The organism is Prevotella sp. C561, from assembly GCF_000224595.1.
In the GTDB taxonomy this organism is placed as follows: Bacteria; Bacteroidota; Bacteroidia; order Bacteroidales; family Bacteroidaceae; genus Prevotella; species Prevotella jejuni.
Genome location: NZ_JH114156.1, coordinates 44290 through 70248, shown reverse-complemented (window position 1 = coordinate 70248; position 25959 = coordinate 44290). Strand labels below are relative to the sequence as shown.

General features: G+C 46.2%; 16 protein-coding genes and 1 pseudogene. 6 read left to right on the top strand and 11 right to left on the bottom strand.

Annotated elements, in window-relative coordinates; translation table 11 throughout:
• Positions 1-282: IS1182 family transposase (locus HMPREF0666_RS14310; RefSeq protein ID WP_009013088.1), on the bottom strand; the 282-nt coding region annotated here is incomplete at its 3' end.
• 488 nt (positions 283-770) lie between these two features.
• Here HMPREF0666_RS14310 and HMPREF0666_RS14305 point away from each other — a divergent pair.
• Both HMPREF0666_RS14305 and HMPREF0666_RS14300 read left to right on the top strand, forming a co-directional pair.
• Positions 771-3194 carry a TonB-dependent receptor domain-containing protein gene (locus HMPREF0666_RS14305; RefSeq protein WP_369750559.1) on the top strand — a complete coding sequence of 808 codons (2424 nt, stop codon included), beginning with the start codon at positions 771-773 and terminating at the stop codon, positions 3192-3194.
• A gap of 9 nt (positions 3195-3203) precedes the next feature.
• Positions 3204-4298: a DUF4249 domain-containing protein gene (locus HMPREF0666_RS14300; protein ID WP_009013086.1), complete on the top strand. Its 1095-nt coding sequence runs from the start codon at positions 3204-3206 to the stop codon at positions 4296-4298.
• A gap of 1387 nt (positions 4299-5685) precedes the next feature.
• Here HMPREF0666_RS14300 and HMPREF0666_RS14295 read toward each other — a convergent pair.
• Positions 5686-6345, bottom strand: coding sequence for an RloB family protein (locus HMPREF0666_RS14295; protein ID WP_232214125.1), 660 nt, complete (start codon positions 6343-6345; stop codon positions 5686-5688).
• A 28-nt stretch (positions 6346-6373) separates the two neighbouring features.
• Complete coding sequence (locus HMPREF0666_RS14290; RefSeq protein ID WP_009013084.1) at positions 6374-7621, bottom strand: ATP/GTP-binding protein; 1248 nt, start codon at positions 7619-7621, stop codon at positions 6374-6376.
• Between the two features lie 605 nt (positions 7622-8226).
• Between HMPREF0666_RS14290 and HMPREF0666_RS14280 the strand changes: the two genes are divergently transcribed.
• The gene (locus HMPREF0666_RS14280) at positions 8227-12258 is read left to right on the top strand and encodes a glycoside hydrolase family 2 TIM barrel-domain containing protein (protein ID WP_009013082.1); all 4032 of its coding nucleotides are present in this window, start codon (positions 8227-8229) and stop codon (positions 12256-12258) included.
• Between the two features lie 294 nt (positions 12259-12552).
• Positions 12553-13816 (top strand): annotated as a pseudogene (locus HMPREF0666_RS14275) (ATP-binding protein).
• Positions 13817-14011: 195 nt separating this feature from the next.
• Here the strand turns inward: HMPREF0666_RS14275 and HMPREF0666_RS16905 are convergent.
• On the bottom strand, positions 14012-14317 hold the full coding sequence (locus HMPREF0666_RS16905) for a winged helix-turn-helix transcriptional regulator (RefSeq protein WP_083822571.1): 306 nt from the start codon (positions 14315-14317) through the stop codon (positions 14012-14014).
• Positions 14311-14763: a cupin domain-containing protein gene (locus HMPREF0666_RS14270; RefSeq protein ID WP_009013079.1), complete on the bottom strand. Its 453-nt coding sequence runs from the start codon at positions 14761-14763 to the stop codon at positions 14311-14313. Before HMPREF0666_RS14270 ends, HMPREF0666_RS16905 begins: the two co-directional genes overlap by 7 nt.
• 231 nt (positions 14764-14994) lie before the next feature.
• Between HMPREF0666_RS14270 and HMPREF0666_RS14265 the strand changes: the two genes are divergently transcribed.
• Complete coding sequence (locus HMPREF0666_RS14265; protein ID WP_009013078.1) at positions 14995-15363, top strand: helix-turn-helix domain-containing protein; 369 nt, start codon at positions 14995-14997, stop codon at positions 15361-15363.
• Positions 15364-16345: 982 nt separating this feature from the next.
• Here the strand turns inward: HMPREF0666_RS14265 and rmuC are convergent.
• From rmuC to HMPREF0666_RS14240, 4 genes are all read right to left on the bottom strand, one after another.
• A complete protein-coding gene (gene rmuC / locus HMPREF0666_RS14255; RefSeq protein ID WP_042856453.1) occupies positions 16346-17677 on the bottom strand; it encodes a DNA recombination protein RmuC in 1332 nt (443 codons plus the stop codon).
• A gap of 204 nt (positions 17678-17881) precedes the next feature.
• Complete coding sequence (locus HMPREF0666_RS14250) at positions 17882-20362, bottom strand: bifunctional UDP-N-acetylmuramoyl-tripeptide:D-alanyl-D-alanine ligase/alanine racemase (RefSeq protein WP_009013076.1); 2481 nt, start codon at positions 20360-20362, stop codon at positions 17882-17884.
• Between the two features lie 83 nt (positions 20363-20445).
• The gene (locus HMPREF0666_RS14245) at positions 20446-20886 is read right to left on the bottom strand and encodes a Fur family transcriptional regulator (protein ID WP_009013075.1); all 441 of its coding nucleotides are present in this window, start codon (positions 20884-20886) and stop codon (positions 20446-20448) included.
• A 2-nt stretch (positions 20887-20888) separates the two neighbouring features.
• Positions 20889-21701 carry a GSCFA domain-containing protein gene (locus HMPREF0666_RS14240; protein ID WP_009013074.1) on the bottom strand — a complete coding sequence of 271 codons (813 nt, stop codon included), beginning with the start codon at positions 21699-21701 and terminating at the stop codon, positions 20889-20891.
• A 341-nt stretch (positions 21702-22042) separates the two neighbouring features.
• Between HMPREF0666_RS14240 and HMPREF0666_RS14235 the strand changes: the two genes are divergently transcribed.
• Positions 22043-22477, top strand: a complete 435-nt coding sequence (locus HMPREF0666_RS14235; protein WP_009013073.1) for an NUDIX hydrolase — start codon at positions 22043-22045, stop codon at positions 22475-22477.
• Positions 22478-22604: 127 nt separating this feature from the next.
• On the opposite strand, the gene HMPREF0666_RS17480 is transcribed toward HMPREF0666_RS14235, so the two are convergent.
• Together HMPREF0666_RS17480 and HMPREF0666_RS14230 are read right to left on the bottom strand one after the other, a co-directional pair.
• Positions 22605-22769: a hypothetical protein gene (locus HMPREF0666_RS17480; RefSeq protein WP_009013072.1), complete on the bottom strand. Its 165-nt coding sequence runs from the start codon at positions 22767-22769 to the stop codon at positions 22605-22607.
• A 304-nt stretch (positions 22770-23073) separates the two neighbouring features.
• Positions 23074-25281 carry a sodium-translocating pyrophosphatase gene (locus HMPREF0666_RS14230; RefSeq protein WP_009013071.1) on the bottom strand — a complete coding sequence of 736 codons (2208 nt, stop codon included), beginning with the start codon at positions 25279-25281 and terminating at the stop codon, positions 23074-23076.
• Between the last annotated feature and the right edge of the window lie 678 nt (positions 25282-25959).

The following is a 25959-nucleotide window of genomic DNA, read 5'->3' as shown; positions in this document are numbered from 1 at the left end:
CAGATAGATGAAATGAATGTCACGCTTGAGGAGCGACTCTATACGACGGCAGGAATAGATATTATTCATGTAGGCGTAAAGAATCACCTTGAGCATCATTTGTGGATGATAAGGCTTGCGACCACTGGGCTTATAAAGCTTGTAGACATTATCCAACATAAGATTATCCACCAAGGCATCTAAAAGACGAACAGGGTCATCTTCTGCGATATCCTTATCGATTCTTTGAGGAAAAAGAATCATTTTCTTGTGTATGTAAGAACGAAAGTGTACCTTTGTCATAATGAGAATTTTTGAATGCCTAAAGGTACAAAAACTTTAGGAAATAGCAAAGCCCTGGCTTGAGAAAGTCGGGGCTTTGTGCATAAAAAAGAGGATGTGTACATTTTGACACACCCTCGTGATCACCGAGATACCCATGTGAGGTGGATGTGCGCCTCGTTCTATTATCTTACAGGTTGTCTTATAGGGGTAACCTCACATATCACTCCCCTCTTCATTCGGAGAGGGGTTGGGGGTGAGGCCAGTAGGGGCTGGGATTGAGGCCAGCTGAGGCTTGGACTGAACCCATTCCCCTTCTGTCCAAAAAAAATACCCAAACATTACCTGAAAAGCAGCTGGAAACGGAAAAAATGTTTATCTTTGTAGCCTAAACAAATTAATATCTTATGAACAAACCATTATTATTGGCTGCCATCTGGCTGTCCCCCTTGATGCTATATGCACATGAAACGGCTGGGTGGGAGCATACAAACCCGACGAATAAGACGATGGTCATGACGAATAAGGAGATGGTCATGACGACAAGCAAACTTACTGATGAGGACAAGGGGCGGCGACGCTTCACGCTGAGTGGATATGTTAAGGACCGCAATGGGGAACCGCTTATCAACGCAACTGTCTACGACCTCACCACACGACAGGGTACGATGACGAACGCATACGGCCATTTCTCACTCACACTGACCGAGGGCAACCATGAAATAAGATGTAGTTACGTGGGTTATAAGACGCTGACTGATGCGCTGACGCTCACGGCCAATCGAAACTATGACATCACGCTGCAGAATGATGCAGAGCTTACTGAGGTCGTGGTAACGACCGACTTGAACTCGCCACTACTGAAGACGCAGACAGGTAAGCTCTCCCTCTCACAGAAAGACATCATGACTGAGTACGCACTGATGAGTAGTCCTGACGTTATCAAGACCTTACAGCGTACGAGTGGAGTAGCGGAAGGAATGGAGCTGACCAGCGGTCTCTACGTACATGGCGGTAACAACGATGAAAACCTCTTCTTGCTCGATGGTACACCGCTCTATCATACCAATCACACCTTAGGTCTCTTCTCTTCGTTCAACGTAGATGTAGTGAAGAACGTAGACTTTTATAAGAGTGGTTTCCCTGCCCGTTATGGCGGTAGACTATCGAGTGTCACGGATGTGCGCACGGCCGATGGCGACCTCTATCACACACACGGCAGCTACCGTATCGGCCTCTTAGACGGATCAGTCCACCTTGAAGGACCCCTCAGAAAAGGTAAGACTTCCTATAACATCGGCATACGACGCAGTTGGTTAGACCTCCTCACACGACCTGCCTTTGCGATTATTAATAGTCGGAGAGACAACGAAGACAAGGTTAGTATGGCTTATTTCTTCCATGATATGAACCTGAAACTGACCAACATCTTCAACGAACGCTCGCGAATGTCGCTGAGTGTCTACTCTGGTGAAGACCGTTTAGACGCAAAGGACGAGTGGGGCGACCACCGAGACGACAATGGATACGGTGAATACGACATATATAAGAACTCCTTCCACTGGGGTAACTTCAATGCTGCCTTAGACTGGAACTACCAGTTCTCACCGAAGCTCTTCGCTAATTTCACAGCCTTCTACACCCATAACCGTTCGTCGGTAAGCAGCTCGGACGAGTGGACGGTGAGGCGTTCTGATGGTAAGGACCAGTTGACAACGACCTCGCATGGCTACCGCTCGGCTATCGATGACATCGGCTATCGGGCCGCCTTCGACTACCGACCCACGCCCCGTCACCACATCCTCTTCGGTCAGGAGTACACCTACCATCGCTTCCAACCACAGACATTCAACCGCTTCGACGGCTATCAAGGCGGTCGAGAAGAGAAGGGTGACACGATAGCCATCCATAGTCATAACAAGAACATCGCCCACCAAGTGACGCTCTATGCCGAGGACGAGATGACGCTCAACGAACGATGGAGTGTCAATGGCGGACTGAACGTAGACCTGTTCAGTATTAGTGGTAAGACCTTCTCAACGCTTAGTCCTCGTCTGTCGATGAAGTTCCAACCCTCCGACCGCCTGTCGTTCAAGGCCAGCTACACCCTTATGAGCCAATTTGTGCATAAGATAGCGAACTCTTTTCTCGACCTCCCAACCGACTATTGGGTGCCTACCACAGCTCGCCTCCATCCTATGCGGGCTTGGCAGTTGGCTGCCGGAGCTTATCTGAAACCGAACGCTCACTGGTTGCTGACCTTAGAGGGCTATTATAAACACTCAAGTCATATCCTTCAGTATGCCAGCTGGGCTGGATTAGAGCCGCCTGCAGCCAACTGGGACTATATGGTAATGGAGGGAGAAGGACGCTCGTATGGTGTTGAGTTGGATGCCGACTACACCATCGCCAACCTTGCCCTGCACGGTTCTTACACCCTCTCATGGGCCGAGAAGAAGTTTGATGACTTCCATAACGATTGGTACTATGATAAGTTTGACAACCGACACCGCCTTACACTCAGTGGAAGATGGAACATTACGAAGAAGATTTCGGCCTTCGCTGCATGGACGTTCCATACGGGTAACCGCATGACTGTCCCTACTCAGTATATCGGTCTGCCAACGGTTCCGGCACAGACTGGCGGGGGCATCACCTTTACCTCGCCCGATGACAATCTCTTAAACTTTGCTTACGAGCAGCCTAACAACGTTGTCTTGCCGGCTTATCACCGTTTAGACTTAGGCATAGACTTCCGTCATACCACCAAGAAGGGGCACGAGCGCATCTGGAACATTAGTCTCTATAACGCTTATTGTCATCTGAACTCACTCTGGGTGCGTGTGAAAGTCAATAGTGAAAACAAGATTATGATAAAGAATAACGCCTTTATCCCAGTGATACCGTCCTTTAGTTACACCATAAAATTTTAAGTTCTGAACATGAGAAAGATATATCTTTTCCTTCTCCTCGCCTTGTTGATGACAGGGTGTAAGGACGATTTCAGTGTTAGCAACCTCCCCGATGCGAAACCAAAGATGGTGGTCTATTGTATGCCTTCTACTGCCGATACCACCTATATCACCGTCTTGCGGAGTGTTCCCTTGAAGCATTATAATGCGGCACAACCGAATGTTCTTATCGACGATGCCAACATCAGTTATCAACTCAACGGACAGTCGTTACCTGTAACGGCCGTGGGACAAGGACGATACTATGTCGTCGGACAGCAGAAGGCGGGTGATAAGGTGCACTTACAGGTTGAGGCGCAGGGCTTGGAGACGGTTGAGTCGACAACTGAGATACCTCAACCAGTCGCCATCAGCAGTACTTCTACACGTATGGTGAGGATGAAGGAAGACCCCTCATCCTACTTGCGAGACTTCCTGCAGGTGCAGGCTACCTTCACCGACCCAGCTCAGTCGCACGACTATTATGCTGTGCGTGTAAAGATAAAACGTCTGATGAGCTGTCGTATCGACTGTTTCCGTAGGGACATTGCGGGCGACTTTAACGAGGTGGCTACCTTCTTCGACTATGATGACTACTTACAGGTGCGACAGAACGAGCAGTGGGATTCGGTGGCGGTCAACTACCTCTTGCAGGAGGATGACATACCTATCTATACGGCAAGTGAACCTTTACTCAACCCATTGTCGGACATTGACGATGATTTCGACTTTAGTAGTGACTTCTATCAGGACTTCTATATCTTTGATGACGCTACGATCAACGGCAGAGAATACACACTCCACCTGAACGTTCAACCCAACTCTGAGTTGATGAACCTCTCTGATGAGGCTCTGAAAGAGATGAAAGAACGCTACGGAATAGAGCAGGGTTTCATATTAGAGTTCTATCACCTCACACCCGAATACTACCGTTTCCTACAAGCGTTAAACGATGTCTCTAACAATTCCCTTGCCCAGGCAGGTCTCTCCTCAATCCGTACTACCTACAGCAACGTCCTCAATGGCATGGGTATCTGTGCTGCTTATAACCTCCCGAAGGGTACGTGGGTACAGGTGAAAAGGTGAGTATAAGCTTGGTTCCAGCTGGCCCCACGTCCCGAAACGACAGGCCCCACACTCTACACCAGCTGGCCCCTCCCCCAACCCCTCCCCCGCAGGGAGGGGAGTGAAATGTGAGGTTACCCCTACTGGCTTGCTTGCATGGGTTGTTATGAGGTTTTTCTCTTATGCATGGGAGTTTTTTCTCTCACAGATCTCACAGATTTAACAGAACCTCTTTGCGCACAATTTCGAGCTCACAGAAGGCCTTCGGCATACAGATATCACAGAGCGTTACTGCTAATGAAGATACCAATAAGGAGGCAAAAAGTAGCTTTTCTCTTATGCTTGGGAGTTTTTTCTCTCACAGAACTCACAGATTAAACAGAACCTTATAGCGCACTATTTCGATCCCACAGAAGGCCTCCGGCATACAGAATTCACAGAACGTTACTGCCAAAGATGGCTGTAAGGTTCTGTGTAATCGGTTGACTTAATGTCTCTGTGAAACCTTGTGTATTCTGTTCATCTGTGTTTTTCTGTGAGAAATAGAACGCACCCTCTCGATGAGATTAGGCCTATGAGGCTTGCTGGGAAGTTTTTTCTCTCACAGAACTCACAGATTTAACAGAGCGTTATTGCGCACAGTTTCGAACCCACAGAACGCCTCCGGCATACAGATATCACAGAACGTTATAACTAAAGGTGGGTGTTGGGTGATGAGTGTTAGGTGTTGATGATTAGCTAACGTTGGCTGTAAGGTTCTGTGAAATCGGTTGACTTAATGTCTCTGTGGAATGCTGTGTGTTCTGTTCTTCTGTGTTCTTCTGTGAGAGAAAAAAGGTCATCATTGAGAGACAGAATACTAACTATATAAACAGAGAATGTCAAGATATTTTACAGAGAGCTTCCTTCTCTTTTCAAGAAGGGGCTGTGCTTGAGGCAAGAAGAGGCCCTTCTACGTTTAAGAACATGCCTTTCAACGTTCAAGAAGGGCGTCTTCTCGATGCAAGAAGGGCATGTTCTTAAACGCTGTATGTAATAGGCTGATTCCTTGTGGGTTATGGGTTCGGTGGAGGGAGGTGCTTAACCCTTGTTCGGAGGGACTGTTGCTCGATGAGATGTAAAGATGTTTTACGACTTTGTTAATCCTCCGACAGGAAAGAAAGCAGGCGAGGGAATGGCGAGTATATCGTCTTCTTTACTTATTCACAACGCATCCCCACACTCGTAAACGCTATCTCCGCCTATTTGTGCCAGTCTTAATACCAATCGTATGGAGGGTTCGCACGTTATAGGAAAAGGGCGAATTGTTAGAGAATCAGACGTGAGGGATGAGTAAGGATAGTCTGATGAATGAAAATAGACCATGTGTGCGGTAGTAGAAGACAGATACCTGTCTGCGACAGTTAGACTACAGTAGCTTATTAGGATTGCGTAGTTCATCGACTAATAAGTCAACTTCTGTGCGTGGGTTATGCTTATCATAATCCGTACGAGAACCATAGCTTTGTCGGAGTAGCTTTGCTCTTTTTCCCGCTTTCAGCTCATCTCCATGCTCACAGATGAGCGTATAGAAATCTTTAGACGCCTTGTCGTAAACAAAATCTTTGTTTTTAGAGAGCTTTCTCACACATTTCTCTATCATATCTATATATTGGTTACGCCTTAAAGCAGCTTTTATGTCTTGGAAGTGCAGGCAATACCATAGTTCGAAAGACTCATTACTCCATGCGCACATCATACCTTTCTTTTTGGCTTTCGATATCGCTTGATTAAAATCATTGAACTCATCTTTGTCAAAAACGAGCCATACACGGTCGAAAGGAACTTGTCGGCTCTTTTCTAAGTCGACCCGAATTTTCCCAGCCTCAGCCACCAATTGGCAAGTACCCTTTGCACAACCTTTGATGACAGGACCCACTGTTCGAACCTCAGACCAGCGGTCTTTGACAAAAGCCTTGAAGTAGTTTGGCTCTGTTTCAGTCCCCTCGCAAACTATTAGAAACCTCACGTACTCGTTTCTCGTACCCTGTCTGCGTCGTCCACCGGCTAAGGCTTTATGGTTTTTCATACTTGTTCTCATGGGTGTTTGTATTAGTCTATTTGATAAAAGGTATGGCACCGTATCGTCCATTGATATAGTCATTTTCAATGTCACGGTCGTTACGGACTTTGAAGTCGAGTAGTGAGTATAGGTCGCTGGCCTCTGTTGGGTCTTTCTCAGTGAACCACACTTGGTCTCTGCGTAGATATTTCGTGTCAAGCAGGTGTGTGTCATGTGTGGTAAAGACGAGCTGTGCGCCATGAGGGTTGGTCTCTTTGTCCATGAAGAGACGTACGATGGCACGTGTCATCATCGGATGGAGCTTAGAGTCAAGTTCGTCTACAAAGAGCATTTTACCGCCAAGGAGCGTGTCAAAGATAGGTCCAGAGAGTGTAATAACTTTGTTCGTACCATTCGACTCCTTGTCGTCTGCGTCGAATCTCACAGTGTTGATAACCTTCCCTTGAGCGTCATATACGTTATGAGTCGTCAGTGTTTCGATGACCTTAGCATTATTGAATTTATCGTTGGAGATGATGGGTAATGTCGCTAACTTCTCTTTTAAGTCATTAGGAATATCCTTTTCTTCAATCTCAATGTTCGTAAAACCTAAGTCTAACCGGCTAAAGAAATCGATTGCCTCATCGCATCCTCGTAGATGCTTCTTAAGCATGTCGATCATAAGACGTTCATATCCATCATCTTTAAGACCCGAGATAGCATTATAATCCCTTAGGTGTTTGATGAGCTTTTGGGCTATCCTACCGTTTAGTTGGGCGACGAGCGAGAGGAAGAGACGGTTTTCTGTGGTAGAGCCCTCTTTCCCCTTGCCCTCAGAGAAGTAAGTAGCCGACACAGAGAAGGTCTGTCGCTCTCTGCGGAAGAGATAGTGCTCTTTGGCGCCGGGTCCTATTTTCTTCTCATAGAGCCACTCGCTAATAATCGTATTCTTCATGTATTCGAACCCATAACGATAGACAGCACCCTCGAACAAACACTGAATTTCAAAGGTCGTCGGCTCGTCCTTTGAACAATCATCAAGCAAGAAGGGGTCGTAAACAAGGTCTTCACCAGGGTTTAACTTGATGTTCTTGTCCACAATATTCCTAAACAAGCCCAGTGCCATGATGACGTTTGTCTTCCCACTGGAGTTTGCTCCATAGAGTACTGCCGTTGGTAAGAGTCGAAAACCATCTCTTTCGATGATAGAATCAGATAGTTCTTTAATCTGAACAGCCTCCATACGTAGACTTTTCACAGCCCGAAAGGAACGGAAATTACCAAAACTAAAATTAATCAACATAAGCTTTTATGATGTTCGTTACGGTTACAAAGATAGTAAATAATACTGTGTTTTGGCATAATTTACGAGATATTTTCTCAAAAAAGAGCATGTTTTTGTTTATAGAAGGGGCATAGGCAGTATTTATGAGTGGTTTGACTGTGTGATAATAGAATAGGTGAAAGGATCGTTTGGGTGGTTTGTTAAGACTTACGTTAGCCCTTTTAGTCATACTTTCTATCTTTTTGACTGTCCTTCCCTCTGTCCTATTTCCCCTTATTTGCGTGTCACTTATCGAGCACACAAAGCCATTTATTTGCAGACAGAGTGCTTTACAGTGTATTATTTACATACTATCCTTTCATTCATGTGGGATATTTGTTTTTTTTATTAACTTTGCCTTCGATGGAAGAAGGGTAAGATTTGCGTTCTGAGTCACGACCTTATAGTGTGCTGAGCAGTGTCGATGTGGCATGTAAGCAATGTCGATGTAGCGTGTAAGCAGAGTCGATGTGGCGTGTAAGCAGTGTCGATGTAGCATGCAAGCAGTGTCGATGAAGCATGCTAAAGAGTGTCGTCACGATAGGGCGCAAGAGCAATCTGATAAAGTATAACACCTAACTATTATGCATAAACAATTTTTATTCGGTTTATTATTATCGTCATTAATGGCTGCACCTGTGCATGCTGACGACCACCCAACAGGTGGTTATCTCTTCGGACAGGCGGCAGCACCAACTGGTAATGAGTGGCAGGCTCCGGGCGAGTTAGGCTATAACAAGTTGCCAGCACGTGCGTTATTCTCCTCTTTCTCATCGGTCGACGAGGCGAGGAAGGTATTACCAGAGTTTGCAAAAGACTATCTCTCGCTTGACGGAGAGTGGCGTTTTCACTTCTCAAAGAACCCTGATGAGCGTCCAAAAGATTTCTTCACAAGGGGCTACGATGATAGTCGGTGGGACCGTCTGCAGGTGCCTGTAAGTTGGAATATGGCGGGTATTCAGAAGGACGGTACGCTGAAGTATGGTGTACCTATCTATGTTAATCAGTGGGTTATATTCAAGTATAACATCGAGCCGGGCGACTGGAAGAAGGGAGTTATGCGTGAACCGCCTAAGAACTACACCACTTACGAATACCGAAACGAGGTCGGCTCGTTCAGAAGGAGCTTTGACATCCCTGCTACATGGGATGGTAAGGAGGTCTATCTGAACTTTGATGGTGTCGACTCGTTCTTCTATTTGTGGATTAACGGCCGTTATGTTGGTTTCTCAAAGAACTCTCGTAACACGGCACGGTTCGATATCAGCCCTTATATCAACAAGGGTAAGAACGAGATAGCAGTTGAGGTTTATCGCTCATCAGACGGTAGCTTCCTCGAAGCACAGGACATGTTCCGCCTCCCAGGTATCTTCCGTAATGTCAGCGTGACGGCTACTCCGAAGGTACATGTTGCCGACGTGAAGGCTATCCCTGCATATACTGACGGCAAGGGAACCGTGAACCTCAACACAACACTGCAGAACCTTACAGCAAAGACAGCCAAGGACTTGCATATACGATGGAGTCTTTATAAGAACAGACTCTTTGCGGATGACAACGAGTTGGTGGCTACCTTCGAGGATGCTAAGGCTAAAACGACTTGTAACAGCAAGGGTCAGGCTGCTATCCGACAGACTTTAACGGTCGACAACGTGGCTGCCTGGACCGCAGAAGCGCCTAACGTGTATGTTGTCGTGGGTGAACTGATGCAAGGAAAGAAAGTTCTTGAGACGATAAGTTTCCAAACTGGATTCCGAACAGTGGAGATTAAGGATACACCAGCAAGTCAGGACGAGTTCGGACTGGCTGGAAGATACTATTACATCAATGGTAAGCCCGTCAAACTAAAGGGTGTTAACCGCCATGATACGAACCCATTAACGGGTAAGGTCATCTCTCGTGAGCAGATGGAACATGAGATTATGCTGATGAAACGGGCTAATATCAACCACATCCGTACCTCGCATTATCCTAATGACCCTTACTTCTACTATCTCTGTAATAAGTATGGTATCTACTTAGAGAGCGAGGCCAACATCGAAAGCCACGAATACTTCTATGGTAAGGCATCGTTGTCTCATGTGCCAGAGTTCCAAGCGGCGCATGTAGACCGTGTAATGACAATGGCGCATCAGTTGGTTAATAATCCTTCAATCGTTATCTGGAGCTTAGGCAATGAGGCTGGTCCTGGGCATAACTTCGTTGTTGCCTACGACTCTCTGAAGGCTTACGACGCATCAAGACCAGTACAATATGAGCGCAACAACGACATTGTCGACATGGGTTCTAACCAGTATCCAAGTATCGCATGGACCCGTGATGCGGTCAAGGGAAGGATGGGCATTAAGTATCCTTTCCATATCTCTGAGTATGCTCACTCGATGGGTAACGCCGTAGGAAACCTCGTTGACTACTGGGAAGCGATGGAGTCTACGAACTTCTTCATGGGTGGTGCCATCTGGGATTGGATTGATCAGAGTATGTATAACTACACGAAAGAGGGCAAGCGATACCTTGCCTACGGTGGTGACTTTGGTGATACGCCTAACGATGGACAGTTTGTTATGAACGGTATCATCTTCGGTGACGAGCAGCCTAAACCGCAGTATTATGAGGTGAAGAAGGTCTATCAGTATATTGGTACCACTTGGAAGGATGCTAAGACGGCCACGTTGGATGTGTTCAATAAGAACTACTACACAGATGACCTCAGTGGTTATGCTATGTCTTACGTGCTGACTGCCGACGGAGTAGCCGTTAAGAAGGGCGAACTTGACTTGGGTAGCGTACCTGCAAGGACACATAAAGCAATCACCATCACGGGACTCAACGAGGGTCTCGACCCTAATAAGGAGTATCTCCTACACATTGTCTATCGTCTTAAAGAGGATATGCCTTGGGCGAAGGCGGGCTATATTCAGGCCGAGGAGCAGCTACCTGTGCAGGTTGCAGCAGCTCGTCCAGCTATCGCAACGGCTGGTAAAGTGAACATGTCGGCCGTGAAGGACAATAAGATAGTGCTCTCTGGTAAGACCTTCACAACCACTTTCGACCTCACGAAGGGTACGATCTATAACCTTCAGTACGATGGTAAGACCATCATCCCAGACGGTTGTGGACCAGAGTTGAACGCCTTCCGTGCATGGGTCAACAATGATAACTGGGCTTACGAAGGATGGTATGCGAACGGATTGAATAATCTTCAACACAAGTGTACGAGCTATACTACCCACGCTAATGCCAACGGCTCTGTCTCTGTTGTGTGCAACGTAGAGTCGCAAGCACCATATAGTTATCGACTTGAGGGCGGTAATGCCAACTGGAAGAAGCTCATCGAAAACAAAGAAAAGCCTTTCGGTAAGGACGACTTCCGCTTTACGACGCAGGTTGTCTACACCATCTTCCCTGATGGAAGTATTGAGAGTGAGAGCGCAATCACCAGCAATAAGCCTAATCTGACACTCGCTAAGCTCGGTTATACGGTACGTCTTCCAAAGGCACTCAGACTGTTGAATTACTATGGACGTGGTACGGTCGATAACTATCCAGACCGTAAGACGGGTCAGATGATTGGTATCTATGAGCAGCAGGACGTGGAGGATGAGTTTGTGGCATTCCCTAAACCACAAGACACGGGTAACCATCAGGACACTCGTTGGCTCTCGCTCGCTGGCAATGGTGGACAGGATGCGCTCTATGGGGCCCTCTTCGTGGCCAAAGACAAGATGAGTTTCTCTGCCCTTCCATGGTCGGATAACACCATCGCTATGGCTAACCACCCACATGAACTGCCTCAGAGTGATTACACTTACCTACACCTCGACATGGCTATCACGGGTCTTGGTGGTAACAGCTGTGGGCAGGGTGGACCGTTACAGCGCGACCGTGTGATGGCAACGCCACATACCTTCGGTTACATGATACGTCCGATGAACTCTGTTGAGACCAATGACCTCGTTAGCAATGCGAACGTTAGTCTGAACGGCGCTACGCCACTTACCATCGTACGTGACGCTGAGGGCAATGTGACAATCAATGCGAACGGAGCGAAGGGCGACATCTTCTATCGTGTCAATGGCAGTAAGAAGGCTGTGAAATACACTGGTCCTGTCGGCCTGCGCGAGGGTGGAACGATCTCAGCATGGACCAAGGAGAACGACTGGCTCGTGGCTTCTCAATCCTTCTCACGTATCGAGAGCATCCCACTGTCGGTTGTCTTTGCATCAAGTCAGGAGAGTGGTGAGGGCGACGCAAGCCACCTCACCGATGGCGACCCAAGTACTTATTGGCACACTATGTATTCTGTTACGGTAGCGAACCACCCTCACTGGGTTGATTTCGACTGTGGTGGGGTGAAGACAATCAAGGGTTTCACCTATCTGCCACGCCAAGACAGCAATAATGGTAACATCAAGAAGTATAGCATCCAAGTAAGTAATGACGGCAAGACATGGGGCAAAGCCGTTGCAGAAGGTGAGTTTGAGAACAACAGAAAAGAAAAGACCGTCCTCCTCACCACCCCTGTCAAGGCCCGCTTCGTACGTCTGACAGCCCTCAGCGAGCAGTCGGGACAGGACTTCGCAACGGGTGCTGAGTTCAAAGTATTGGAGAAGTAAATAGCTTATTATAGTCATTTTATAAATAAAAAGATAGGGAATCACAATTTGTCGTTCCCTATCTTTTTTGCGTTCTTACTAATTGTCTATAATCCGTTCGAATCATATTTGGATCCACTCGTCGTTCTATTTCAGCTATATAGTGCATGAAGTCTTTTATTTATGTATGTAACACAAAGCAGATACTTTCTTTCATACGTTAGAATTATCTTAAAATAGATTTGCTTTTATCTCAATAATTGATTACATTTGTAGTCGATAAAAATGCGGATAGGTGCAAAAATATAGAATAGAATGGAGATAAGACGTGATGCATTACTCAAACGATTGATGGATTTGAGACATAATGGAATGATTAAGGTCATTACTGGTATGAGGAGATGTGGTAAATCATATCTTCTCTTTAGGTTATTCTCTGAGGCTCTAAAAGCTGAAGGTGTGAGTGATGAACACATTGTTATGGTAAATCTTGAAGACCGCAGAAACAAAGTGTTAAGAGACCCTGATAAGTTACTTGAATATATTGATAGTAAATTGAAGGATGATCAGATGCATTATGTTTTACTTGATGAAGTGCAACTTGTTAGTGATTTTGAAGACGTACTTAATTCATACTTACAGGCAAAGAATGCTGATCTATATGTCACAGGTTCTAATGCTCGTTTCTTATCTAAGGATATAGTAACTGGGTTTCGCGGTCGTGGATTAGAGATTAAAGTACATCCTCTTTCTTTTCTTGAAATACGTGATGCAAGACCAGATGAACCTGTAGAGAATCTTTGGGTGGAATATATGACTTATGGTGGATTACCACAAGTAGTCACAATGACTTCCGCTCAAGAGAAAGTAGTCTATCTAAAAAGTTTGTTTAAGCATACTTATTTAAAGGATATTAAGGAGCGTTATGATATAAAATTAGATGGTGATCTTGAAGAACTCATAAGCACGTTAGCTTCTACAGTGGGTGGCTTGACTAATCCAAGAAAGCTTGCTGATACTTTCCGAACAGTAAAGAAAAGTACGATTAGTCAAGATACCATCAAAGTTTATATTGATTACTTGCAAGATGCATTTATTATTGAACGCGCTCTACGTTATGATATTAAGGGTAGACGTTATATAGATACGCCTTCTAAGTTTTATTTTGAAGACTTAGGACTGAGGAATGCGCTTCTTAATTTCCGACAAGTAGAAAAAAGCTCACTTGATGGAAAATGCCATTTACAACGAATTACGTACTCGTGGAATGGCTGTTGATGTAGGTGAGGTCATTTGGAATACTAAGGACGAAGATGGGAAGAAGATTAGAAAGATACTTGAAGTAGACTTTGTTTGTAACCAAGGTTATAAGAGAGCTTATATCCAGTCTGCTTTCAGTATTCCTGACGATACGAAACGTGACCAAGAATTACAATCACTTAGAAGAATTGATGATTCGTTTCAGAAAGTGGTTATAATTGGTGATCATAGTCCTCGTTATCAGAATGAAGATGGTATTTTATTTATAGATATCTATGATTTCTTATTAGACAAGGGGTCTATAAATAGTGCTGGTTGACAAATGATAAGAAGTATATTAAGCATATAGCTATAGCGCTTTTGTTATCCTATATTTTTAACGGATAGATCTTTTAGCTAACAGACTATATTTATATAACAAAAAAGGAGTGGAAGAAACGACGTTTTTTTTCACTCCTTTTCGTTTCGTGAAAGCCTGAAATGTTGCAAAATACAATATTACACTTCATTTGAACTATTGCCTTAGAGATGGGGAAACATTCCTCTCACACCAAGCGATGAGCGTTGAGATGAGTGGAAAAAGCTCTTTCCCAATGTTTGAAAGCATATATTGTTTGTCGCTTTCAACGATAATTCGATCTTCTTTTAGTACATTTAGCGAGGTGGATAAGGAAGAGTCGGGCAGGTTATGCCTTAACTCCTCGTAGCTTGCCCAGCCTCTCTTACCAAGCGTTTGGATAAGGCAAAGCGTGTCCGCAACGCATATCCGTGAGAGAATATTACGTATCGGACACGTTGGAAACAGTGGGTCTATTACCATTTCAGTTCTTCATTCAGTATCACACCGTCATCTGCTGGTGTGTCGTCCTTGCCAAAGCTGTTTGCTCTATGCTGAATACAAAGCATTAACATCTCGTCATTTCCCGTATTCTTCAACGCACGTTTGCCCTCTGGAGCAACACGAACAATACTGCCTTCTGTCACTGGGAAGACCTCACCATCTACCTGATACTCACCCTGACCACGGAGGATAAAGTAAAGTTCCTCGTGTGTCTTGTGGCTGTGAAGGAAGCCGCTATCCTGCCCAGGAACAAGGGTTTGGAATGAAAGTTCACTCCCTGTTGCCTGTAATGCCTGCCCAACGAATACCTTACCAGGAATTTCGATGTCTCCGAAAGGGAGTACATAATCCTTAATTTCACTGAGTTTACCAACGTTAACTGCTGTGAAGTTCTTGCCGCTCTGAATTGTTTCAACTGTTTTCATAATCCTTTTTTGTTTTATTGTTTTGTTTGTTTTGATGTTGCAAAGGTATTGATCTTCAAGCGATTCTACAAGTAGGCACGTAAATGTCAGTCGGTTACTTCGAGGTAAGTAATGCTGGAAATAAGGTGGTTGAAGGGTGGGCGTTTTACATAGTTTAACATCATCAAGATGCGAACCTTAGCTTTTAATAGTTACTTTTGTATACTAATATGTCCAAAAGAGTATATGAGTATGAATAGAAATGAGGTCAGAGATGCCCTTTACCCAAACTGTCCTGTTCGGAATGTACTGTCGAGAATAGGAGACAAGTGGTCGATGTTGGTGCTTTTCACGTTGGAAAACAACCGTTGCCAACGCTTTAAGGAACTGCAGCGCAATATACCAGACATCTCTCAAAAGATGTTGACGACGACACTAAAGATGCTGGAGAGCGATGGACTCATCCATCGTGAAGTGTTCCCAGAGGTGCCGCCTCGTGTCGAGTACTCGCTTACAGAGAAGGGGAAAAGTCTTCTGCCGCTTATTGACAACCTACTTTCATGGGCGAGCGAGAACATGGATGATATCATTGAGTCGAGAAGACAGTATCTATTGAAGTAGGGGCATCGTTGGTTTTAATGGTAGATAATTTTACAGGGAGAGTCTTGTAATGTAAAATTATTTCCTCTCCTCGATTATTGCTAAGGCTTAACAGCGTGCAAGACAAGGCCCTTCAGCGTTTAAGAACATGCCCTTCTTGCTCCATGAACACGCCCTTCTTCACCCTTGAACATGCCCTTCTCCTTTCGTGTCTGTATCTGTTTGATATCATGTTAGTTGCGTCCTTGCCCCTTGCTTATGTCGCTCTCTTCTCGTAAGGGCTTTTGCGTGTATTCGTGTTAAGTATTTTCATAAGCCTAAGAGGCTCGTTGGGAATTTTATTTCTCACAGATTTTCACAGATGAACAGAAGCCTTTCTGCTAACAGGGAGAGCAGGCAGAGAAGAACTGGCCCCTCCCCCTTCCCCTCCCCCCAAAGGGAGGGGAGTGATCACCGAGATACCCCTATGGCTAATCATCAACACCTAACAAGCAACAACCAACACCCGATATCAGCTATAACGCTCTGTGATATCTGTATGCCGAAGGCGTTCTGTGAGTTCGAAACAGTGCGCAAAGAGGTTCTGTTAAATCTGTGAGTTCTGTGAGAGAAAAACCTCTACGAAGTATGCAAGCAGGCCCAAAGGGGTAACCTCACATACTACTCCCCTCTCCATTCGGAGAGGGGTTGGGGGTGAGGCCTCTGTGTTCTCTGTATGCCGGAGGCGTTCTGTGGGCTCGAAATGTGCGCCAAAAGGCTCAGTGAACTCTGTGCGCTCTGTGAGAGAAAGAAATACCCACAGTGAGAGAAAGAAATACTCACAGTGAGAGAAAGAAATACTCACAGTGAGAGAAAGAACTCCCCAGACGAGTCTCCAATGTTTTTTCTCTCACAGAGTAACACAGAAATACAGAGAAAATAGTCCTCTGTGCACCTTTGTGAGTTCTGTTTATCTGTGTTGTTCTGTGAGAAAACGAAGATTAATAAATAGTGAGAAAGAAAGTTACAGCCCCTCCGGTATTTGCTTCTTCGGGTTGATTCCCAATGTGCGCAAGCCCTCTAAGCGGCGCACGATATTACCCTTGCCCTCGTTAAGCTGGCCCTTTGCACGATTGAAATCTTGCTGTAGTCGTTCGATGTTTGTACCTATCTTAATGAAAGACTCAGCAAAGTTGACAAACTTATTATACAGTTCATTCGACTCATGGAGTATGTTCTCCACGTTTTCTGTTATACGGAAATTCTGCCACATGGCGTGTGTAAGCTGCAAGGCCATGAGCAGGTTGCTCGGACTCAGTATGATGATATGTTTCTGGTAAGCATATTGAAGGATGGATGGGTCGGTCTTCAAAGCCGCAGAATAGCCACTCTCGTAAGGAACGAACATCAGTACGTAACCGATACAATGCGGTACAAGAGTCTCATAGTCCTTTTTTGCCAACTCGTCGACATGCTTCTTGATAGAAGCGACGTGTTCTCTCAGGTAGCGTTCACGCTTCGCAGCATCCTCCTCTTTGATGGCCGCCTGGTAAGCCGTTAGTGAAACCTTAGCGTCGATGACGGCATACTCGTCGTGAGGGAAGGCTATCACAGCATCTGGGCGGTAGTTATTACCGTCATTGTCTCTATAGTTCTTCTGCAAGAAATACTGTGAGTCTTTCGTGAGGCCACAGTCTTCTAAGGTCTTCTCAAGAATCATCTCACCCCAATCGCCCTGCATCTTAGAGTCGCCTTTGAGGGCCTGAGTGAGCGAGGCAGCATCATTGCCGATACGTTCCGTCTGTTCGCGCAGTTCCTTCACAGCCCGCTCTTGGTCCTCACGCATCGTCTTGATGGTCATTACCTGCTCTGTGTGAAGTCGTTTCATCGCCTCCTCAAAGGTAGTCTTAATCTCCGTCTTGTTCGCAGTATTCTCTTTGCTGTTGTTCGTAACAGTCTGATTAAAAGCCTCTAAACGCTCTTTCAGTGGCGAGAGGAGGGCATCCAAGCGTTCTTTGTCAGCCGTATTCATCTTCTCCCGACTCTCATCTAACATCTTTGTGGCCATGTTGCGCACCTCCTCTTGCAAGAGTTTATTCTTCGCTTCAGCCTGTTTTTGCAGTTCGTCACGCAGCTGTTCGCCATGTCTCCGTTCTGCCTCTAATTGTTGTCGAGCCGCCTCTTTCACCGCAGCGATACGTTCGTCGACGCCTTTCCGCTCCGTTTCGAGTTGGTTACGTACCACAGCCAGTTGCTCACTGACCGTCCTCAAGTCTTGTGTTGATTTGTTCTTCATCCACAGCAGCATGATGGTTGCGCCGATGAAGATACCGATAAGGAAATAAAAGATGGACATATATAATATAATAATAGGTGGCCCCTCCCCCTTCCCCTCCCCCATAGGGAGGGGCGTAAACAGCGAGTTACCCCCATAAGTGAGACATATTTAGGTTTTATCCTATCTCATTACTTGTCTAATAAATAGGGGTATCTCGCCTATTACACCCCTTCCTACGAGGGTAGGGAGGGGGAGGGGCCAGATAGTATAGTGTTTCCTTTTTTAGTCTTGGAAATAGACACGCTTCACGCGGGTGCTGATGGTGGTTAGAACCTCGTAAGGGATGGTGTCGAGGGCATCGCTGAGGACGGTCACAGGAAGGTGGTCGCCGAAGATCTCAACACTGTCGCCTTCTTTACAGTCAATGCCGGTGACGTCGATCATCGCTACGTCCATGCAGATGTTACCGACGTATTCTGCCTTCTTACCGTTTACTAAACAATAGCAGTGACGATTACCTAAATGGCGGTTCAAACCGTCAGCGTAGCCGATAGGGATGGCCGCAATCACACTGTCATGGTCGATAGTTCCCTTGCGAGAATAGCCCACCGTGTCGCCAGCCGGTACGTTACGTAGCTGAAGGATGGTCGTCTTCAAGGTAGATATATTGTTGATTGTCTTATTCGTTCGAGGGTTGATACCATATAAGCCCAAGCCCAATCGACACATATCCATTTGACGTTCAGGGAAATGCTCAATGCCAGAAGAGTTGTCCATGTGGCGTATGATCTTGTGGCTGAAGGCAGCTTGCAGCTTCTTGCTCCCCTCATCGAAGAGCGCAAACTGACGTGCAGAGAACTCGTCGAAGCTATCGGCATCAGAGCCAACAAAGTGAGAGAAGACCGAACGAGGGATGATAGCGTTCTGGTGTTTCAGCCGTTTAATGAGTTCGTCCATATCCTTCTGTGGGTCAAACCCTAATCGGTGCATACCTGTATCGAGCTTGATATGAACAGGGAAGCCCGTGATACCCTCCTTCTGGGCCGCCTTCACCAACGCATCGAGGAGTCGGAAGCTATACACCTCAGGCTCAAGGTCGTAGTCGAAGAGCGTTTTAAAGGACGTCATCTCTGGGTTCATAATCATGATATTACTTGTGATACCATTCTTACGGAGTGTCACACCCTCATCAGCCACAGCCACAGCAAGATAGTCGACACGATGGTCTTGCAAAGTCTTGGCTATCTCTACGGCTCCAGCCCCATAGGCATCGGCCTTTATCATACATACCAACTTGGTCGTAGGTTTGAGGAAAGAGCGATACCAATTGAGGTTGTCAACCACGGCGTTAAGGTTCACCTCCAACACCGTCTCATGCACCTTCTTCACCAAGAGTTCTGTTAGTCGGTCGAAGCCAAACTGTCGTGCACCCTTTAATAGGATTACTTCGTCATGGAGGTTAGCGAAGATGTCGCTATGAATAAAGGCATTGACCGTAGCGAAGAAATGCTTCTCTCTCAGGTGCTTAAAGGCAGAACGCTGTGACAACAGGCCCTCACCAATACCGATAAACTTCTCAACACCACGCTTCTCACATAGGAATGCCACCTTATTATATAGGTCTTTATCCGTGTCACCACTCTGTAGTATGTCGCTAAGCACCAATGTGCGCTTGCGACCCTTGTGGTCGGGACGACGGTTCATAAAGTCGAGTGCTATGTCTAAGGAGTTGAAGTCAGAGTTATAAGAGTCGTTGATAAGCGTACAGCCATGCTGGCCCTCCTTCACCTCAAGGCGCATGGCAACAGGCTCTAATTGTGCCATTCGCTCGCTGAGGACGGCAGGCGTAATACCAAGATGGAGTGAGACAACCGCACAAGTGATTGAGTTTTCTATGCTGGCATCGTCGATGAACGGTAGTATATACTGTCCTTTCGTCTCTCCCTGCCACATGTATGAGACCGTAGTCGCTATGTCCTTCTTCTCAATAGACGTCACATAGAAAGCAGCCTGCTGCTGTTTTACAGACCAGTCCAGCTTCTTTCCCTTATAATCGTAGGGTGCTAAGCAACGTGTAATGACCTCTTCATCAGCAGGATAGACAATTGCCTCCGTGTCATGGAAGAGTTTTATCTTCTCGTTACACTTATCTTCAATAGAAGAGAAATTCTCCTGATGGGCTGTACCAAGGGAGGTGAACACACCAATGGTAGGCTGAATAATATCGCGCAAAGCCATCATCTCGCCCGGTTGACTTATTCCCGCCTCGAAGACACCGACCTGTGTATTCTCGTTCAAGAGCAATACAGAGAGTGGAACACCTATCTGAGAATTATAACTACGAGGTGAGCGTGTGACAATCATCTGCGGAGAGAGCAACTGATAAAGCCACTCTTTCACCATCGTCTTACCGTTAGAACCCGTGATACCGACTATCGGTATCAAGTATTCATCACGATGACGTTCAGCCAGTCGTTGCAAGGCTTCCAACGAGCCAACGACCTTTAAGAAGTTAGAAGCAGGATAGCGTGTAGCCCAATCATCTGGTACTACTTCTACAACAAAGTTCCTCACGCCCCTTGCATAGAGTTCTGGGATATAGTTATGTCCATCGTTGCGCTCAGACTTGAGGGCAAAGAAGAGTGTTTCCTCAGGGAAACAAAGAGAACGGCTGTCGGTAAGTACAAAGCTGATGTTTGCGTCCTGGTCACCATAACGGCGTGCGCCGATAAGCGTCGTTACTTTCTCAATAGTATAATTCATTACTATTTATATTTTTTATATCTCTTGCAAAGGTAATGAAAAGTCTTAATACAGGCCTATTCTATGGTCTGTTTTTTGTCATTTCACTTAAGATAATATCTGTGCGAACACTTAGGACAGAGTCCTTTCACCATGTAGTTGACGGATGACTGTTCGAATCCTGCAGGTAGTTCGACCTGTGGAATGGGTGTGTCACTAAGGCAGTAGGTGTGTTGGCAGCGTTCGCAATAGAAGTGTACGTGCATGTCGTCGTCGGTATTCTCGTCCTGACTCTGGCAGAGTTCGAAGCGTACTACATCATTGCCGTCCTCCATCTGATGAACAAGATGGTGCTGCTTAAACAGTAGTAAGGTTCGGAAGATATTTGACTTATCGATTGTCTGAATCTTAGCCTCCAGTTCCTTCATTGATGCAGGATAGCTCATTGTGGATAAGGTACGTGCGATGAGTATGCGATTAGCGGTCAATCTGATGCCATGTTCCTTTAGTAGCAGTTCAGCCTGCTTGTCATTTAATTCTTCCATAATTATTCTTTCAGTTCCAAGTTGGGGTATTTTTGTTTCAGTAATCGTGCTGCTTCTTTTGTCTTCTTTAGGAAGTCTTGATAGGTTGCGGCCTCTGGATGGAATGGACGATGGGCTAAGGCTTCTTTGATGGGACGCCATTCTTTGAGAAACTGCTTGGCTGTGGCGGAGAAACAAGTTGCCACCAGCTGTTCCCATATATAAGCCACTGCCTGCTCGTTGGGGTGGAGCATGTCTGCTTTATAGAACCGATAGTCGCGCAACTCGTCGTTCACTATCTCGTAGGCAGGGAAGTAATAGACCTCCCCACTGGCTTCCTTCGTTAGCTTATCGGCAGCAAGCAGCAACACTGCCTTTGATAGTTGGCTCTCGTGATAACCATATTTGGCATAGCGGATAGGGCTGACGGTGACGATAACCCTAAGTCTCGGGTTACTTGTTCGCAATAGGCTGATGGCCTCACGCAGCGCATCAGCACACTCGTCAATCGTTAGCTCGCGCTCTTCAAACTCTCGTTGAGGGCGTTTCTGGCAGTTGTCTACAATCTCGCCTGTGGCTCGCTCCACATAGACATGATTGGTCCCTAAGGTGAAGACGGCTGTGTCGAACGGCGTGTCTGCCATTTTCCTTGCCGTATGTAGCACAGACACAGGGTTATACATTACGCCAAACGGGTTCACCACAGCACGGAATTTCTCTTCTTCAAAACGCTTACCAATATTATCGGCAAAGCATGATCCGACGAAAAGGATGCGTTCGCAAGGCTCCAATTCGAATGTCGGACGGGGGATGTTGACTATGGTCCTAAATTCCATAGACGCAAAGTTAACGAAAATAAATAGAGAATGTTTATCCTTAAAGATTATTTTGAATACTTTTATTTGTCTAAATATTTCCCTTTTGTAAATAATCTCTTGGATGTGTTATCATTTCATATATTATTTGTATATTTGCCTTACTATTAGGCTTGAATATCTTAGTTCATATATCGTTGTGGCTTATTTAGCCTTTACAGGTGTCGCTTTACAAATCGTGTAGTTGTCAGTTATATTGAAGCTATCGTAACAAGTGATAACACATAGACGGATTTATATGATGGATAACCTAACAGACTTATATAGAGAAAAAGGCGTTTTATAAACAAAAGAGGACTGAAATGTACACATACAAATATCCACACCCAGCAGTGACGGCCGACTGCTTGGTGTTTGCACACACTGAAAACGGCTTGGAGTTGTTGCTTATTCAGCGTAGAAACGAGCCTTGTAAAGGGAAATGGGCTTTCCCTGGTGGCTTTATGAATATAGACGAGACGACCGCTGACGCTGCTCGTCGTGAGTTGAAAGAAGAGACGGGTCTGATTGTTGAGGACCTTCACCGTGTGGGAGTCTATGATGCTGTCGACCGCGACCCACGTGAGCGAGTTATCACGGTGGCCTATTACACGATACTTGATAAGCCTGCGGAGGTCAGCGGCTTGGATGATGCTGCACAAGCAAAGTGGTTCCCCTTGACCGAACTACCCGACTTAGCGTTCGACCATAAAGATATTCTTCTGGCAGCAAAGCAGCTGATGGGCCTGACTGAATAGGGGCTCATCAAACCTTTCATGGACTTTAACGCTTGTCAGAATACTATCGATAAGCGTGATAGTGATACCATAATCGCATGGTTATGAGCCGTTTAGTGACGGTTCATAACTCCTTCTTTCTTATTCGTTAAGCCTCTTTATCCTTCTTAGGATGCCTAATTAGGTAGAGCGTACCGAACGAACTCATTATGATTAAAGCAATGAGTGGGATGGAAAGTCTGCCCTCTGTTCCTAATAACAGTAATACGAGGCCAAGGATATAAATAGACAGAAGGAATATAACTCTTCTCATGATGACTCGTTTTTAGGTTCTTTATCAATGTTGCGTACAAATATAAGGAAAGGAGACGATGCTCGCAAATATTTCAAGGAAAAGTTTTTAAGTTCTTATCATATTCTCTTTTAGGAGCTTACCAAGCCCCTTAACGGTCTGAGAACTTTGTCGGCAGTATGCTGAAAACAAAGATGTTGATCGTAGAAAAATAACATCACAACGAATTATGTTCATGAAAAGAAATATTTCTTGTCGTGAAGAAAAATATTTCTTTTCATGAAAAAAAATCTTTCCACTCGTGAAAATAAATCCGAGCAGACCGTTAGAGGCAAGCGACAGTGAGGCCCGCCATGACGATGCTGACCATGCTCATGAGTTTAATAAGGATGTTGAGCGATGGCCCAGAAGTGTCTTTGAAGGGGTCGCCAACGGTGTCTCCGACCACAGTAGCCTTATGAGCATCAGAGCCTTTACCACCGAAATTACCCTCTTCGACATACTTCTTTGCATTATCCCATGCACCACCAGCATTCGACATGAATACAGCAAGGGTGAAGCCAGCGGCCAAACCGCCTACCAACAAACCCAATACGCCTGCCACTCCGAGCAGAAGACCCACGATGACAGGGATGATGATGGCCAAGAGCGATGGGATAATCATCTCGTGTTGAGCACTTTGTGTACTGATTTCCACACATCGGCCGTAGTCTGGTGTACCTGTTCCTTCTAATATACCCTTAATCTCACGGAACTGACGGCGCACCTCTGCCACCATCTTACCAGCAGCTCTACCCACTGCGCCCATCGTCAGTCCGCAGAAGAGGAAGGCCGCCATCGCACCGATGAAAGCACCGACAAGCACCTTCGGGTTCATCAGGTTTACTTGGAAGAAGTTCATGAAGTCGGGGATAGTAGCCTTTGTGGCATCGATGGTTTCGCCTGCAACGTTCGTCATCTGTGTACCGACACGTGCCATGGCAATCTTTATCTCTTCGATATAAGAGGCCAACAACGCCAAAGCCGTCAGTGCTGCCGAACCGATGGCAAAACCCTTACCCGTAGCAGCCGTAGTGTTACCTAAGGCGTCGAGGGCGTCAGTACGATGGCGCACCTCCGCTCCTAACTCGCTCATCTCTGCATTTCCGCCTGCGTTATCAGCAATTGGTCCGTAGGCATCTGTCGCTAAGGTGATACCTAAAGTTGATAGCATGCCGACTGCAGCGATACCTATTCCATACAAGCCATGCTGAATAGAGAGTGCTGACATCGACATATCGAAGCCGTTGGCACAGAGATAACTCAGCATGATAGCCACTGAGATAGAGAGGACAGGTACACAAGTAGAAATCATACCCGTACCGATACCTTTTATAATCACCGTTGCCGCACCCGTGTGACTGGCTTCAGAGATAGCCTTCGTAGGCATGTAACTCTGTGAGGTATAGTACTCCGTTGCCTGTCCGATGATAACTCCTGCCGCCAAGCCCGTGATGACCGAGAAGCTAACACCTAACCAGTTCTCCAGTCCTAAGAGGTAGAGAATGAGGAAACTAACAGCTGCAATGAGTACAGCCGCCGTATTCGTACCAAGACCTAAAGCGTGGAGAAGGTCTTTCATCGTAGCTCCCTCCTTCGTTCTCACGAGGAAGATACCAAAGAGACTAAGGAAGACACCGACTGCAGCGATGAGCATTGGCGCGATGACAGCCTTTAGTTGCATATCACCTGACGATGCTGCGAAGGCTGTTGCACCCAAGGCTGCTGTAGAGAGGATTGACCCACAATAGCTTTCGTATAGGTCGGCACCCATTCCTGCGACGTCGCCTACGTTGTCGCCTACGTTGTCGGCAATCGTAGCCGGGTTGCGTGGGTCGTCTTCAGGGATGTTTGCTTCCACCTTACCAACGAGGTCGGCCCCCACATCGGCAGCCTTTGTATAGATACCACCACCCACACGAGCAAACAACGCCTGCGTTGAAGCACCCATACCGAAGGTCAACATTGTAGTCGTGATAGTGATGAGCATCTCGCTTGTCGTCATCTTGTCAGCATAGAACCAAGTGAGGACAATGAACCAGATGGCTATGTCTAACAAGCCTAATCCAACGACAACAAGACCCATGACAGCGCCCGAACGGAAGGCAATCTTGAGTCCGTCGTTGAGTCCATTACGTGCTGCATTGGCCGTTCTGGCACTGGCGTAGGTGGCAGTCTTCATCCCGAAGAAGCCTGCAAGACCAGAGAAGAAACCACCAGTAAGGAATGCGAACGGCACCCATTCGTTCTGTGCATTGAAGCCGTAAGCCATGATTGCGAAGACAATCGCAAGGACAACAAAGACAATCAATACGACCTTGTACTGCTGTTTCAGGTAGGCCATAGCACCACGACGCACGTATTCAGCAATCTCAATCATGCGGGGTGTGCCCTCTTCAGACCTCATCATAGATTTGAAGAAATACCATGCCATCCCCAAGGCGCACACCGATGCGATGGGAATAAGCCAAAAGACTTGTGGAATGTGTTCCATAATTCGAAGTTTTTAGGTTGTTGTTATAATAGATTCAAAGATGTCGCAAATATATAAAAAAATATTGATTGTCAAGCGATTTGGGGTAAAAAAGATAGGAGAAAATGTCACTGTGAAACAGAACGAAGCTATTAAGAGCCTCACCCCCAACCCCCAATCGGCCTCACCCCCAACCCCTCTCCGAATGGAGAGGGGCGTGATCACCGAGGCTACCCCTATTTCGCTGCTTGTTTCTTGATAGGGGTGTGCTGTTGATCCGAGCCCCTCTGTGGACAATCATTAACGCTTAACATTCAATACCTAACACCCACCAAGGCTAATCATCAACACCCAACACCCATCACCCAACACCCATCAGAAGCCTCACCCCCAGCCCCTCTCCGAAATGGAGAGGGGAGTGATCACCCGACGATACCCCTATTGGTTAGCGGCCCCTCCCCTTCCCCTCCCCGAAGGGAGGGGCGTGATCACCGAGGTTACCCCTACTTCGCTGCTTGTGTCTTAATGGGGCTGTGCACCCTTGTACGTTCTGTTCTTCTGTGTAACTCTGTGAGAGAAAGAACGCAAGAGGCTCGTTGGAAATTTTATCTCTCACAGATTTTCACAGATGAACAGAGGCCTTTCTGCTAACAGGGGGAACCCACAAACGCCTGCAAGCAGGCGACAGATATCACAGAA